At 63.3% G+C, this 14,175-nt stretch carries 10 protein-coding genes and 1 riboswitch; of the genes, 8 read left to right on the forward strand and 2 right to left on the reverse strand.

Annotated features, from left to right (window positions below; all coding sequences use genetic code 11):
- Window positions 1-98 precede the first annotated feature (98 nt).
- On the reverse strand, window positions 99-1,784 hold the full coding sequence (locus tag H281_RS0129770) for an isovaleryl-CoA dehydrogenase (protein ID WP_020070775.1): 1,686 nt from the start codon (window positions 1,782-1,784) through the stop codon (window positions 99-101).
- Window positions 1,785-2,259: 475 nt separating this feature from the next.
- Here H281_RS0129770 and H281_RS0129780 point away from each other — a divergent pair, with 475 nt between their 5' ends.
- Both H281_RS0129780 and H281_RS0129785 read left to right on the forward strand, forming a co-directional pair.
- Window positions 2,260-3,912, forward strand: a complete 1,653-nt coding sequence (locus tag H281_RS0129780; protein WP_020070777.1) for a GMC family oxidoreductase — start codon at window positions 2,260-2,262, stop codon at window positions 3,910-3,912.
- 195 nt (window positions 3,913-4,107) lie between these two features.
- On the forward strand, window positions 4,108-5,955 hold the full coding sequence (locus tag H281_RS0129785; RefSeq protein WP_020070778.1) for an OmpA family protein: 1,848 nt from the start codon (window positions 4,108-4,110) through the stop codon (window positions 5,953-5,955).
- 63 nt (window positions 5,956-6,018) lie between these two features.
- Here H281_RS0129785 and H281_RS0129790 read toward each other — a convergent pair whose 3' ends face one another.
- Entirely contained in the window at window positions 6,019-6,969 is a 951-nt protein-coding gene (locus H281_RS0129790) for a LysR family transcriptional regulator (RefSeq protein ID WP_020070779.1), read from the reverse strand.
- Window positions 6,970-7,160: 191 nt separating this feature from the next.
- On the opposite strand from H281_RS0129790, the gene H281_RS0129795 reads away from it, so the two are divergent.
- The 6 genes from H281_RS0129795 to H281_RS0129820 all read left to right on the forward strand — a co-directional run bounded on the left by H281_RS0129795 (window position 7,161) and on the right by H281_RS0129820 (window position 14,171).
- Complete coding sequence (locus H281_RS0129795) at window positions 7,161-7,970, forward strand: glycosyltransferase family 2 protein (RefSeq protein WP_020070780.1); 810 nt, start codon at window positions 7,161-7,163, stop codon at window positions 7,968-7,970.
- A 158-nt stretch (window positions 7,971-8,128) separates the two neighbouring features.
- Window positions 8,129-8,267: riboswitch (S-adenosyl-L-homocysteine riboswitch) on the forward strand.
- Between the two features lie 32 nt (window positions 8,268-8,299).
- Window positions 8,300-9,721, forward strand: coding sequence for an adenosylhomocysteinase (gene ahcY / locus H281_RS0129800; RefSeq protein ID WP_020070781.1), 1,422 nt, complete (start codon window positions 8,300-8,302; stop codon window positions 9,719-9,721).
- A 147-nt stretch (window positions 9,722-9,868) separates the two neighbouring features.
- A complete protein-coding gene (locus H281_RS0129805; RefSeq protein ID WP_006052549.1) occupies window positions 9,869-10,222 on the forward strand; it encodes a phage holin family protein in 354 nt (117 codons plus the stop codon).
- Window positions 10,223-10,233: 11 nt separating this feature from the next.
- A complete protein-coding gene (gene metF / locus H281_RS0129810; protein ID WP_020070782.1) occupies window positions 10,234-11,064 on the forward strand; it encodes a methylenetetrahydrofolate reductase [NAD(P)H] in 831 nt (276 codons plus the stop codon).
- A 317-nt stretch (window positions 11,065-11,381) separates the two neighbouring features.
- Complete coding sequence (locus tag H281_RS0129815; RefSeq protein ID WP_020070783.1) at window positions 11,382-13,010, forward strand: ABC transporter substrate-binding protein; 1,629 nt, start codon at window positions 11,382-11,384, stop codon at window positions 13,008-13,010.
- A 150-nt stretch (window positions 13,011-13,160) separates the two neighbouring features.
- The gene (locus H281_RS0129820; protein ID WP_020070784.1) at window positions 13,161-14,171 is read left to right on the forward strand and encodes an ABC transporter permease subunit; all 1,011 of its coding nucleotides are present in this window, start codon (window positions 13,161-13,163) and stop codon (window positions 14,169-14,171) included.
- Window positions 14,172-14,175: the final 4 nt, after the last annotated feature.

Genomic DNA, 14,175 nt, shown 5'->3' on the forward strand with positions numbered 1-14,175 from the left:
GCGGTCGCGCCACGCCTATCGGTGTCGTTGCCTGCTGTCTGCTGCCGTTTGCTGCCGTTTGCTGCCGTTTGCTGCGGTTCGTCTGCGGCTTCCGGGCATCAGGCTGGAAAAGCCCGCTCGACGATCGCCGCATGATCGAACGTGGCGGGCAGCGTGCCGTAGACCCGGCCGCTTTCGCCGCAGCCACTGCCGAGACGCGTGGCGATGAATGCCTCGGCGACAGCAGCGGGCGCATGCTTGATGAGCAACGTGGCCTGCGCGATCAGCACGATCTGCTGCGCGATGCGCCGCGCGGACGCTTCGCGGTCTTCGGCAGGACCATTGAGCGTCGCGGCGAGCTTGCCGAGCGCGGCACTTAACGCCGCATGCGCGGCGGCATCCGCTTGCCATTGCGCGAACAGCGCTTGCGCCGCTTCAGGCTCGCGCTCCATGGCGCGGAGCACGTCGAGGCACATCACGTTGCCCGAGCCTTCCCAGATCGAGTTGACGGGCGCTTCCCGATAAAAGCGCGCCATCGGACCGGTTTCGACATAGCCGTTGCCGCCCCACACTTCCATTGCCTCGCCGGTAAATTCGAGCGTGCGCTTGCAGATCCAGTACTTTGCCGCGGGCGTCACGATGCGCCGCCACGCACGCTCGGCAGACGTTGCCGAATCTGCATCCACGGATTGCTCGAACGCGTGGGCGAGCCGCATGAACAGCACGGTTGCCGCTTCTGATTCCAGGCTGAGGTCGGCGAGCACGTTGCGCATCAACGGTTGGTCGACGAGGTTGCGGCCAAACGCACTGCGATGGCGCGCATGATGAATGGCCTGCACGAGCGCCGCGCGCATCAGCGCTGCGCTGCCGATCACGCAATCGAGCCGCGTGTAATTCGCCATTTCGATGATGGTCGGCACGCCGCGTCCTTCGTCGCCGATCATGATGCCGAACGCATCGAGAAATTCGACTTCGCTGCTGGCGTTCGAGCGGTTGCCGAGCTTGTCTTTCAGACGCTGGATCTGCACCGCGTTCTTGCTGCCGTCCGGCGCGAAGCGCGGCACGAAGAAGCACGAAAGACCGGCGTGATCGTGCGTGCGCGCGAGTACGAGATGTGCGTCGCATTGCGGCGCGGAGAAGAACCACTTGTGTCCCACGAGTTCGTAGGCGCCGCCGCGACCACCGGCGGCGATCGCACGCGCTTGCGTCTGATTGCTGCGCACGTCCGAGCCGCCTTGCTTTTCGGTCATGCCCATGCCGATCATCGCGGAGATTTTTTGCGTGAGCGGCAAGTCGCGTGGATCCTGCTCGCGTGCGTAGAGTTTGTCGCGAAGGGTCTCGAACAATTGTGGTTCGCGCTGCAATACCGGAATGCTGGCGAACGTCATGGTCAACGGGCAAAGAGACCCTGATTCGATCTGCGCATGCAGAAAATATCCGGCACAGCGCGCGGCCATCGCGCCCGGCTGCGGATCGGAAAAAGGCAGCGCGTGCAGCCCCTTGCGACGCAGCAGCGATAGCAGCTCATGCCACGCGGGATGAAACTCAAGCGCGTCGATCCGCTCGCCCGTCGGGCTGTGCGTGGAAAGCTCGGGCGTGTGGCGGTTGGCGAGTTCGGCGAGCGCGAGCGTCTCGGGCGTGGTGAGCGCCGCGCCGTGACGCAGCAATGCATCGCGATGCCACGCGGCGCCGTCGCGTTCGAGCGCGGCCGAGAGCGCAGCGTCGCTAGAAAACAGGTTGTAGTCCGCGAGCGGCGGGACCTGGTTGGTGACCTCGTGGGTCTGGCCGAAGCTATGGCGTTGCATCTGCTGTCTCCGTTCGCCGTGAGTTCGACGGCGGTCTGCCCGTATGCGGGGTCATCGCGTGGTCGGTGGCCTTTGCGTTGCTCGTCCGCGTTCTGCTTAAGGGTCGTCCGCGGCTGATTGACGACTCACCGACGGCTCATTCGTGGCACGTTTTTGACCTCGCTCTTCGCGACTCGTCGCCGCCTTCGCGGACGGGTCTGCGGCGCAAACCGGCGCTGCGACGTTTGACCGCTGCGTGTCTGCCGCACGGGAAAAGCGCGACGTCCGCGGACGTTGTTTGAATGCCCCGCGCGACCGTCCGCGGGCGCGTGTGGGACTTCCATCATAGGGTCGCGGCGCCGCCTGTGTTTAGAGTAATCGCTCTGACGCGAAGCCGCCGCGGCCACACAACGCTTCCTACAATGCCGGTGAAACATACGTAGACAAGTGTGCACGAGACAGGGTCCGCGAGCAACGCGGGCGATCAGGAGGAGCGATGGAATACGACTACATCATCGTAGGCGCCGGCTCGGGCGGTTGCGCGCTCGCGAGCCGTCTTGCGGACGACTGTCCCGACGCGACGATTGCCCTCGTTGAAGCGGGGCCGCACACGAACCGCAACCTGCTGGTCAATATGCCGGTCGGCGTCGCGGCGGTCGTGCCGAACAAGCTCAAAACGAACTACGGCTATCTGACCACGCCGCAGCCGGGTCTCGCCGGACGCCAGGGCTATCAGCCGCGCGGGCGCGGCTTCGGCGGATCGAGTGCGATCAACGCGATGATCTACACGCGCGGTCATCCGCTCGATTACGACGAATGGGCGGAGTCGGGCTGCGACGGCTGGTCGTGGCACGACGTGCTGCCGTATTTCCGCCGCGCCGAGGGCAACGAACGCGGCGCCGACGCGTGGCACGGCGACAGCGGCCCACTCACCGTGTCGGATCTGCGCTACCGCAATCCGTTTTCCAGGCGGTTCGTACAGGCCGCGATAGAAGCCGGCTACAAACCGAACGACGACTTCAACGGCCCGGACCAGGAAGGGATCGGCTTCTATCAGGTCACGCAGCGCGACGGGCGCCGTTGCAGCGTGGCGCGCGCGTATGTCTACGACCGCGAGCGTGCCAATCTGCATACGATCGCGGATGCCACGGTGCTGCGCGTCGTGTTCGAGCAGAAGCGCGCCTGCGGCGTCGAAATTGTGCGCGGCGGGCGCCGGGAAATGCTCAAAGCGCGCGCGGAAGTCGTCGTCGCGGCGGGCGCCTTCAATTCGCCGCAACTGTTGATGTGCTCCGGCGTCGGGCCGGCCGCGCATCTACAGGCGCACGGCATCGAGGTGTTGCACGATGCGCCGGAAGTTGGGCAGAACCTGATCGATCACGTCGACTTCACCATCAACAAACGCGTGTCGTCGATCGAGCCGACGGGCTTTTCGGTGCGCGGCATCGGGCGAATGGTGCCGCAGTTCGCCACCTTCATCCGGCATGGACGCGGCATGCTGTCGAGCAATGTCGCGGAGGCGGGCGGTTTTCTAAAGAGCAAGCCGACGCTCGAACGGCCTGACCTGCAACTGCATTTCTGCGCGGCGCTCGTCGACGATCACAACCGTCATATGCATTGGGGGCACGGCTATTCGCTGCATGTATGCGTGCTGCGGCCGTTCAGCCGGGGCACCGTGACGCTCGCGAGCGCGGATGCGCGCGCGGCGCCCGTGATCGATCCGCGTTTTTTCAGCGATTCGCGCGATCTGGACCTGCTGGTGGAAGGCGTGCAGATGGCGCGGCGCATTCTCGATGCGCCGTCGCTCGCGCTGCACGGCGGTCGCGAGCTTTACACGCGGCCGGGTCAGACCGACGCGCAATTGCGCGAGGCCATCGCACGCCATGCGGACACGATCTATCACCCGGTCGCCACCTGCCGGATGGGCGGCGACGCGGCCTCCGTAGTCGATCCGCAATTGCGCGTGCGAGGGGTCACCGGGCTGCGAATCGTCGATGCATCGGTGATGCCGACGCTGATCGGCGGCAACACGAACGCGCCCACGGTAATGATCGGCGAACGCGCGGCGGAGTTGATCGCGGCAAGCCGTCGAAAGCCGCACACGGTGACAATTCAGGCACCCGCCATGGCGCCTGCGGGCAACGCGGCATGAAACCGACTCCGTAGGCTCTGCCACTCAAGTCGAACAATCAGCATTTCGATGTCAAATAGGAGATAAGTCGGCCAAACGTCGTCTAAATCGTCATAAATTGTGCCATTCCGTTTATGAGATTTCCCGCTGCCTATAATCGCCGCGCAAAAACGGGCGCGTCAGGTGGCGAGTTCGGAAACTCAAGGAAGCGAAGGCATGAGCATCAACTTGATTCACGCGATTCAGTCGGCGTTGACGGACGAGGTAGTCGGGCAGCTTGGAGCGCGCATCGGATTGCCTCCTGAGGCGGCGCGCTCGGTGATGAGCACGGCCGCGCCCGCGCTGCTCGCCGGTCTGATGCAGAGGGCTGCGACGCTCGAAGGCGCGCGCTCGCTGTTCGCGACCGTCGTCTCGCCCGACGTGAACGCGAGAATCGCCGAACAGTTGCCGCATCTGACGGGGAGTACGGGCGGCGTCAGTGAACTCGAAAGCGCGGGGCGCGGTTTGCTCGAACGATCGCTAGACCGCCGTGCCGAGTCGCTCAGCGACGAAGTCGCCGCACAAACCGGCGTGCCGGCGCACGCGACGCATGCCATTACGGGAATCGTCGGCGCAACGATGTTGGGCGTGCTGAAACAGCACTTGCTCAAGAGCCAGGGCAATGTCGGTCAGTTGCCCGTGCTGCTGAGCCATCAGATGCCGCTCATCGCACCGTATCTGAACGATCGCCTGCTTGCCGCGCTCGGCTTGGGCAGCGTCGGCGCTTTCGCCGGCAGCGTGCTCGCTCAACTCAAGGCCGTGTCGGCGCATATCGAGCAGCCCACGCCAGCGGCAAAGCCCGCACCGGAAGTCACTGCCGCGGTTCAGGTCCCGGCGGACGCGGTGGTCGGCGAAAAACGCCGCTCGCACGCGTGGCTGTGGTGGCCGCTGCTGGCGATCATTGCCGCCGCAATGGCGCTCGTCTATCTGTTTCCGGGCGGCTTCCCGCGCGGACAGTGGAGCGGCGGGGCGGCGGTTTCGGGCGCAGAACGGTCTGCCGACGCGCAGTCGGCTTCGGCGCCGGTTGCGGCGTCAGGTGAGCTTGCTGCGGTGGCTGCGTCGAGCGATGCCGCGGCGTCTAATGCAGCAGGTGCAATTGAAGCGCTCGATGCCGCGAGTTCTACGGCTGGGGTTTCCGCCTCGGCTGCGGGTGCCGGTTCAGCTCCAGTGGGCGGCGCAAGCGCCGCCAGCGCAACTAGCGCCGCGCGTCAGCCGGGCGTGGCCGTCCCGCCGACGAAAGACAGCCAGCTTGCTTTCGCGGTCGGCGAAAGCGGCAAGCCGACGCTCACGGCGACGGTCGGCAGCGAAGCAGAAAAAACCCAACTCGTGGATGAACTGACGAAGCGCCTCGGCCAGTACAACTACGCCGCAAACATCGCCGTCGATCCGGCAACGAAGCCCGCTAGCTGGCTCCCGCGCCTCGATGGCCTGATGCCGCTAATGAGCGTGCCGGGAGCGGAACTGAGACTGGACGGCACGCATGTCGAACTGAGCGGCGCCGCCGCCAATGCGAAGCTCGGCTGGCTGAACACGCTGAAATCGCTGTTCGGCGCTCCCTACGAGACCGGCACGTTCGACGCAGACAACGCGATCCAGCAGGCAACGGCGAACTTTCGCAGTGCAATCAAGGCGCTGCTCGCGCCCGGTGCTACCTGCGCCGCAGCCGACGTGGCCAAGGTGCTGAACCTGCAAGTGATCAATTTCACGAGCGCGAGCGCGCATGTGCCCACGTCGGCAGCGGAAGACTTGAACCAGTCCGCGCGCGTGCTGAACGCGTGTGCGCGCAACGGTCGGGCGGCGAAGCTCGAAGTGGCGGGATACTCGGACAACGTGGGCGGCGAACAGGCCAATCTGCAACTGTCGAAGCAGCGCGCCGAGGCGGTTCGTACGTACCTCGTTAAAACCGGCGCTCCGGCAGATTCGCTGAGTGCTCAAGGCTACGGCCAGGCGCACCCGATGCAGTCCAACGACACCGCCAGCGGACGCTTTGCCAATCGCCGCATCGAGTTCGCTGCACAGCAATGATTTAGGCGCCGCTTGCAAGTACGTTAGCGACACGCCCCCCGCGACCCGCCAGGCGGCGCGTTGTCATTCGGAACGCGGCGTTTGAAGCGGCGCGGCAATGCCGGTCAGACCGAGCATCAGATCGTCGCCGGCCCGGCCGGGTAGCGTCTCGCGCGCCACGTCCAGCCAGGCGCGCGCGGCATGCGACAGATACCCATTGCGGCGCCAACCGATCGCCATTTCCCATGGAATTTCCGGCTCGGCGACCGGCCGGCAAGTGAACTGCGCGGCATCCAGTCGCCGGCAATAGGGCGCGGGCAGCAGCGCAATGCCGACGCCGGCCAGCACGAGCGCCGCCATGAAATCCCAATGTCCGCTGCGCCCGACAATAGTCGGCGCAAATCCCGCACTGCGGCAGGCGCCGAGCACTACGTCGTTGAGCGCGAGGCTTTCGCCGTAGAACACGAACGGTTCGTCCGCGAGCTGGGCGAGCGGCACTACGTGAAGCTCGTCCCAACGGGAGCCGGCGCGCGCGACGAGCCAGAGTAACTGGCGCGTGATCGGCAGCACGTCGATATTGTCGGGGTCCACCGGCTGGAGAACGCCCCCGAGTTCCAGCTCTCCGTTGATCAGCGCGGTCTCGATCGCGCGGGAGCCCTGCTCGAAAAGCTTCAGTTCGATTTTCGGGTAGCGCTGGCGGAACGTGGCGATAGCGGGCGTGAAGAGCGAACCGCCCATCGGCGGAATACCAATGGTGAGTTCGCCGTGACCGAGCGTGCCGAGGTCGTTGAGTTCGGCTTGCAACTGCGCGTGCGCGGCAAGCACCTCCTGACCGCGTTGATAGACGATGCGGCCGGCGTCGGTGAGCACCATCTGGCGGCCGTCGCGCAGCAGCAGCGGGGAGCCGATCTCGTCTTCGAGCGATTTCACCATCTTGCTGATGGTCGGTTGGGTGACGAACATCTGCTCGGCGGCGACAGTGAAGCTCTGCTGACGAACGACTTCGACGAAATAGCGCAGCGCACGCAGTTCCACGATCGGGCTCCGGATTCCAAATTGGAATGAACCGGGAGATTGTAAGTCATCAAATTTATAGCGGCGAGGTTGATGAAGTTCGCTTGCGGACGCCGCGCATGAAGCCCGCACGATTTCGAGACGGGTCTTCCGGCGCCCGCGCTACCATCGCCGGTTTTTGCCGCGCCCGCCGTCAGCCACGGCTTCTGCCCATGACATCCGCTCACCCCATTTCGGTCGTTATTCCCTGCTACAACGGCGCCTCGACGCTTGCCCGGGCTCTCGAAAGCTGCCGGCTGCAGCCGGAGGCGGCGCAGATCATCGTCGTGGACGACGCCTCCACCGATTCGTCCGCCGAACTCGTCCTTCGGTACGCGCGGACCGACTCGCGCGTCGCGCTGCTGCGCATGCCCTGCAACGGTGGCGCAGCGCAGGCGCGCAATTGGGGCGCGCTGCATGCGTCGCATGATCTGCTTGCCTTTCTCGATGCCGACGACGAATACCTGCCCGGCGCATTGGCTGCCGCAAACGCGTTCCTCGCGCAGAACCCGAAACAGGTGTCCATGCGCCTCGACGTCGAGTACGTGGGTTTTCCTCGCGAAATCACCGGTCACCAGGACTTCGCCCAACATGCGGCGACGCTCAGCAATACGGTGCCGAGCAGCCTCATCGTGCGTCGGGCGGCATTCGCAGCGCTCGGCGGCTTTCCTATGGATGACGCGTTTCGCCGTATCGGCGGCGAGGACGGCGCGTTTTCGTGGGCGCTCCGCGAAATTTTCGGCAATCCGCGGCTCGCGGACGCGAAGCGCGTGCGCATGCATTACCACCCGGGCATCCACGCTGAGCGCTACTTCCGCATTGCGTTCGGCTGGCTGACGCCCGATCCCGCCGACGTCGCCGACGCTTTCCGCTTTTCCCGGCAGTTTCTCGACAGAGCGCGAGCGGGCATCGTCCAGTTGCACGGCGCGCAGATGACCGCCGAAGCCGGCGCGCATGCGGCAGGCGGCGCGGCCGCTGTGTAACCCGGCGCAAGAGCTAGCCGCCTGACGCCGCCGCAAAAGGCGACCGCAAGGCAACGCAACGCCGCGGCAACGCCACCCCAATAAGCCCGCCCCCAAAAGCCCACCCCAAACCGATCCTCACGCCCCGAAGCCATCTCGATTTGCTACAATCGCCGTTCGTCTTCGAGGAGCGTTGCGACGGGTACCGCGAATCAGCATATATTCGCCGGCCGCCCGCCAGGCTCGAAGGCTTCAATCGGAAGGAACGGATGCGCATTGCGCTTTCCTGTCCACCGCATCGAACCGCGCTCACGTCAAATTTCTAGTCACTATTTAGAAAGGAGGGCGTGATGAACGCCGCAGTTATCGATTCCCAAGCTTCCCAGGATTACATCGTTGCCGACATGTCGCTTGCCGACTGGGGCCGCAAGGAACTCACCATTGCAGAGACGGAAATGCCCGGTCTCATGCAAACGCGTGACGAATACAAGGCGCAGCAGCCGCTGAAGGGCGCGCGAATCGCAGGTTCGTTGCACATGACTATCCAGACCGGCGTGCTGATCGAAACGCTGACCGCGCTCGGCGCGGACGTGCGCTGGGCATCGTGCAACATCTTCTCGACGCAGGATCACGCCGCTGCGGCAATCGCCAAGGCCGGCACGCCGGTGTTCGCGTTCAAGGGCGAGTCGCTCGACGAATACTGGGAGTTCTCGCACCGCATTTTCGAATGGCCGAACGGCGAGTTCGCGAACATGATTCTCGACGACGGCGGCGACGCGACGTTGCTGCTGATCCTCGGCTCGAAGGCCGAGAAAGACCGCTCGGTAATCGCCAAGCCGACCAACGAGGAAGAAGTCGCGCTGTACAAGTCGATCGAGCGCCATCTGGACGCCGACCCGACGTGGTATTCCACGCGTCTCGCTCACATCCAGGGCGTGACGGAAGAGACCACGACCGGCGTGCATCGTCTGTATCAGATGGAAAAAGAAGGCCGCCTGCCGTTCCCGGCGATTAACGTCAACGACTCGGTCACCAAGTCGAAGTTCGACAACCTGTATGGCTGCCGCGAGTCGCTCGTCGACGGCATCAAGCGCGCGACCGACGTGATGATCGCGGGCAAGATCGCCGTGGTGGCGGGTTACGGCGACGTGGGCAAGGGCTGCGCGCAATCGCTGCGCGGTCTCGGCGCAACCGTGTGGGTCACCGAAATCGATCCGATCTGCGCTCTGCAAGCGGCGATGGAAGGCTACCGCGTGGTGACGATGGAATACGCGGCCGACAAAGCCGACATCTTCGTCACGGCAACGGGCAACTACCACGTGATCAACCACGATCACATGAAGGCGATGCGTCACAACGCGATCGTGTGCAACATCGGTCACTTCGATTCGGAAATCGACGTGGCCTCGACGCGTCAGTACCAGTGGGACAACATCAAGCCGCAAGTCGATCACATCATTTTCCCCGACGGCAAGCGCGTGATTCTGCTGGCTGAAGGCCGCCTCGTGAATCTGGGTTGCGCGACGGGCCACCCCTCGTTCGTGATGTCGAACTCGTTCACGAACCAGACGCTCGCACAGATCGAACTGTTCACGCAAGGCAAGAAGTACGAGAACCGCGTGTACGTGCTGCCGAAGCATCTGGACGAGAAGGTCGCGCGTCTGCATCTGGCGCGCATCGGTGCGAACCTGACCGTGTTGTCGGACGCGCAGGCGGGCTACATTGGCGTCGACAAGAACGGTCCGTTCAAGCCGAACCACTACCGCTACTAAGTACGCGTTCCGGTATGCCCCTCGCGCGTAAGCCCGAGGGCAGCCTGAAAACATGATGGTGTGACGACGGGGCGGCGCTTAGGCGCCGCTTTGCTCGCCATGCCTGCCTTTTCGTTCAACGGACATCCTGCCTGCAAGGAGCTTTACATGACCGTTCTGCTGACCTGGCTGATCAATGCACTGGCGCTGCTGATCATCACCTACCTCGTTCCGTCGATTCATATCCGCAGCTTCGGCACCGCGTTGATCGTCGCGGTAGTGCTCGGACTGATCAACACGGTCCTGCGGCCGGTGCTGATTCTGTTGACGCTGCCCGTCACGATTGTCACGCTCGGGCTCTTCATTCTGGTGGTCAATGCGCTGTGCTTCTGGCTGTGCGCGTCGCTGCTGAAGGGCTTCGAAGTGTCGGGTTTCTGGTCGGCGTTCTTCGGCTCGATTCTGTATAGCATCGTGTCATGGCTGCTGTCCGCGCTCATTTTCGGCAACCGCAGTCTCGGTTGACATACTGAACCATGAACCCGATCGAACTTTCATTCGAATTCTTCCCGCCGAAAACGCAGGAAGGCGTCGACAAGCTGCGCGCAACGCGTGCGCAACTCGCTTTACTCAAGCCCAAGTTCGTGTCCGTCACGTTTGGCGCAGGCGGCTCGACGCAACAGGGCACGCTCGATACCGTCGTCGATATGGCGAAGGAAGGGCTCGAGGCGGCGCCGCATCTGTCGTGCATCGGCTCGTCCAAAGAGAGCTTGCGCGCGATTCTCAACGAGTACCGCGCACATGGCATTCGCCATATCGTCGCGCTGCGCGGCGACTTGCCGTCCGGCATGGGCGAAGTCGGCGAGTTGCGTTATGCGTCTGAACTGGTGAGCTTTATCCGCGCCGAGTTCGGCGACTGGTTCTGGATCGAGGTGGCAGGCTACCCGGAATATCATCCGCAGTCGCGTTCGCCGCGTCACGATCTCGAAAACTTCGCTCGCAAGGTGAAGGCCGGCGCCAATTCGGCGATCACGCAGTACTTCTTCAACGCGGACGCGTATTTCCGTTTTGTCGACGACGCCAGGAAACTCGGCGTCGACGTCCCGATCGTGCCGGGCATCATGCCGATCACGAACTTTTCGCAGCTCATGCGCTTTTCAGAGATGTGCGGCGCCGAAGTGCCGCGCTGGATCGCGCGCCGGCTGGAAAGTTTCGGCGACGATCGCGAGTCGATCCGCGCATTCGGGCTCGACGTGGTGACGGACCTGTGCAGGCGTTTGATCAGCGCGAAGGTGCCGGGTCTGCATTTCTATACGCTCAACGGCGCTGCGGCGACCACGGCGATCTGCGAGCGTCTGGGCAGTTAAACCGCTGACTCGTCGTTGTTGGTGGCCTTTGTTGCCGATTGTTGTTCCAGGCCGCCGTGCGGATTCATGCGCGGCGGCTCTGGCGAATTGTCTCTTCCCAGCACTTTTCCCAGATTTCCAGTCATAACAACTCGAAACGATTCCACAAGAATCGCCGCGATGGCCTACTCTGAAAGTCATTCGAAAGAGGTCTCGAAATATCAGCGCAGGCGCGCCGGCTGCGGCGTGGCGGATAATTTCCTCTGCTTGTGACACCGGGGAAAGCTCAGTAATATCGCGCTACGCTGGCGTCAGCCAGCCCCGAACCTGGAGGAAACATGAAGCAAAACAACCTGTTGCGCGCCGCGCGTGTTACGACGCTCGTCGCAGCTGCAGCGGCATCGATGGTGGGTGCGCAAAGCGCGCGCGCCGAGATTCCGAACAAGACACTCGTTTACTGCTCAGAAGGCAGCCCTGCGGGTTTCGATCCGGCCCAATACACCACGGGCACCGATTTCACGGCCAATACGTTCACCGTCTATAACCGCCTCGTCGAGTTCGAGCGTGGCGGCACCAAGGTCGAACCCGGCCTCGCCGAAAAGTGGGATGTCTCCGCGGACGGCAAGACGTACACGTTCCATCTGCGTCACGGCGTGAAGTTCCAGACCACGTCGTTCTTCAAGCCGACGCGCGAATTCAACGCGGATGACGTCATCTTCACCTTCGAGCGCATGCTCGACGCGAACCAGCCGTTCCACAAGGCCTACCCGGTGCAGTTCCCGTACTTCACCGACATGGGTCTGGACAAGCTGATCACGAAGGTCGAAAGGGTCGATCCGTACACGGTCAAGTTCACGCTGAAGGAAGTCAACGCGCCGTTCATCCAGAACCTGGCCATGGAATACGCGTCGGTTCTGTCGGCTGAATATGGCGACCAGTTGCTGAAGGCCGGCAAAGCCGCCGACATCAACCAGTTCCCGGTCGGCACGGGTCCGTTCATCTTCCGCAGCTATACGAAAGACGCGACCATCCGTTTCGACGGCAATCCCGATTACTGGAAGCCGAATGCGGTCAAGATTTCGAAGCTGATCTTCTCGATCACGCCGGACGCCGGCGTGCGCGTGCAGAAACTGAAGCGCGACGAATGCCAGGTGATGAGCTATCCGCGCCCGGCCGATATTGCACCGCTCAAGGCCGAATCGAGTCTCGCGATGCCGTCGCAGCCTGGCTTCAACCTGGGCTACCTCGCGTACAACGTGACGCACAAGCCGGTCGACAAGGTCGAAGTGCGTCAGGCGCTCGACATGGCGATCAACAAGAAGGCGATCATCGACTCCGTGTACCAGGGCGCAGGCCAGGCCGCCACGAACCCGATGCCGCCGACCCAATGGTCCTATGACAAGAACCTGAAGGGCGCATCGTACGACGCGGATAAAGCCAAGGCGCTGCTCGCAAAGGCCGGTTATCCGAACGGCTTCGACATCACGCTGTGGGCGATGCCGGTGCAACGCGCATACAACCCGAACGCACGTCTGATGGCGGAAATGATCCAGGCTGACTGGGCCAAGATCGGCGTCAAGGCGAAGATCGTCACGTACGAGTGGGGCGAGTACATCAAGCGCGCCCACGCTGGTGAGGACGACACGATGCTGATCGGCTGGACGGGCGACAATGGCGATCCGGACAACTGGCTCGGCACGCTGCTTGGCTGCGACGCGGTGAACGGCAACAACTTCTCGAAGTGGTGCTACAAGCCTTTCGACGATCTGATCCAGAAGGGTCGTTCGACGTCCGACCAGGGCGCGCGCACGACGGCATACACGCAGGCGCAGCAGATCTTCGCGCAGCAACTGCCGTTCTCGCCGATCGCTCACTCGACGGTATACCAGCCTGTCAGCAAGAAGGTGGTCGACATGCGTATCGAGCCGCTCGGCTACGCTCGCTTCGACGGCGTCAGCGTCAAGTAAGGCGCCCGATATTGAGTCAGGCAAGCCGTAAAATTCGCGCAGTACGCTTTTCGCACGGTTAGAAAACTGGTCGAAATGGTCCGGCGACCGGGGTCACAAGCCCTCGTCGCCGGTTGCGTTTTTTCTTCATCAAGACCATAGGGACGAACCATGTTCCGCTTTGTTTTGCGCCGCATCGGCATGGTGATACCGACGTTCATCGGCATCACGATCCTTGCATTCGCGCTGATTCACCTGATACCGGGCGACCCCATCGAAGTGATGATGGGCGAGCGCGGCGTCGATCCGGCGATGCATGCCGCGGCTATGCACCGGTTAGGGCTCGACGAGCCTCTGCCAATGCAATACGTTCACTACATCGGCCGCGCGCTGCACGGCGATCTCGGCACTTCCATCATCACCAACACGAGCGTCATGGGCGAATTTCTCGCCCGCTTCCCCGCGACCGTTGAACTGTCGATTTGCGCGATGCTGTTCGCGCTGATCGTCGGCCTGCCGGCAGGCGTGTTCGCGGCGCTCCGGCGCGGCACGGCGGTCGATCACGGCGTGATGGGTACCGCGCTGACCGGCTATTCGATGCCGATCTTCTGGTGGGGCTTGATCCTCATCATGGTGTTCTCGGTCAAGCTTGGGTGGACGCCGGTGTCGGGCCGCATCGCGGTCGAATACGACATTCCGCACGTGACCGGCTTCATGCTGGTCGACGCGATGATGTCCACCGACGAAGGCGCGTTCAAGTCCGCACTCAGCCATCTGATTCTTCCCGCCATCGTGCTCGGAACGATTCCGCTCGCGGTCGTCGCGCGCATGACTCGTTCGTCGATGCTCGAAGTGCTGCGGGAAGACTACATCCGCACCGCGCGCGCGAAGGGTTTGTCGCCGGGGCGAGTGATCGTCGTTCATGCCTTGCGCAATGCGTTGATTCCGGTGGTGACGGTGATCGGTCTGCAGGTCGGTACGCTGCTTGCGGGCGCGGTACTGACGGAGACACTCTTCTCGTGGCCGGGTATCGGCAAATGGCTGATCGATGCGATTGGCCGCCGCGATTATCCGGTCGTGCAGGGCGGCATCCTGATGATCGCCACACTGGTGATCTTCGTGAACCTCGTCGTCGATCTGTTGTACGGCGTGCTCAACCCGCGCATTCGCCATACGAGGTGATCAA

The organism is Paraburkholderia caledonica, assembly GCF_000383275.1.
Taxonomy (GTDB): domain Bacteria; phylum Pseudomonadota; class Gammaproteobacteria; order Burkholderiales; family Burkholderiaceae; genus Paraburkholderia; species Paraburkholderia caledonica.

What these genes read in the sequence shown, in the direction of transcription:
- H281_RS0129770 (WP_020070775.1), bottom strand. Translation starts at nt 1,784, where the DNA reads ATGCAACGCCATAGCTTCGGCCAGACCCACGAGGTCACCAACCAGGTC.
- H281_RS0129780 (WP_020070777.1), top strand. Translation starts at nt 2,260, where the DNA reads ATGGAATACGACTACATCATCGTAGGCGCCGGCTCGGGCGGTTGCGCG.
- H281_RS0129785 (WP_020070778.1), top strand. Translation starts at nt 4,108, where the DNA reads ATGAGCATCAACTTGATTCACGCGATTCAGTCGGCGTTGACGGACGAG.
- H281_RS0129795 (WP_020070780.1), top strand. Translation starts at nt 7,161, where the DNA reads ATGACATCCGCTCACCCCATTTCGGTCGTTATTCCCTGCTACAACGGC.
- ahcY (WP_020070781.1), top strand. Translation starts at nt 8,300, where the DNA reads ATGAACGCCGCAGTTATCGATTCCCAAGCTTCCCAGGATTACATCGTT.
- H281_RS0129805 (WP_006052549.1), top strand. Translation starts at nt 9,869, where the DNA reads ATGACCGTTCTGCTGACCTGGCTGATCAATGCACTGGCGCTGCTGATC.
- metF (WP_020070782.1), top strand. Translation starts at nt 10,234, where the DNA reads ATGAACCCGATCGAACTTTCATTCGAATTCTTCCCGCCGAAAACGCAG.
- H281_RS0129815 (WP_020070783.1), top strand. Translation starts at nt 11,382, where the DNA reads ATGAAGCAAAACAACCTGTTGCGCGCCGCGCGTGTTACGACGCTCGTC.
- H281_RS0129820 (WP_020070784.1), top strand. Translation starts at nt 13,161, where the DNA reads ATGTTCCGCTTTGTTTTGCGCCGCATCGGCATGGTGATACCGACGTTC.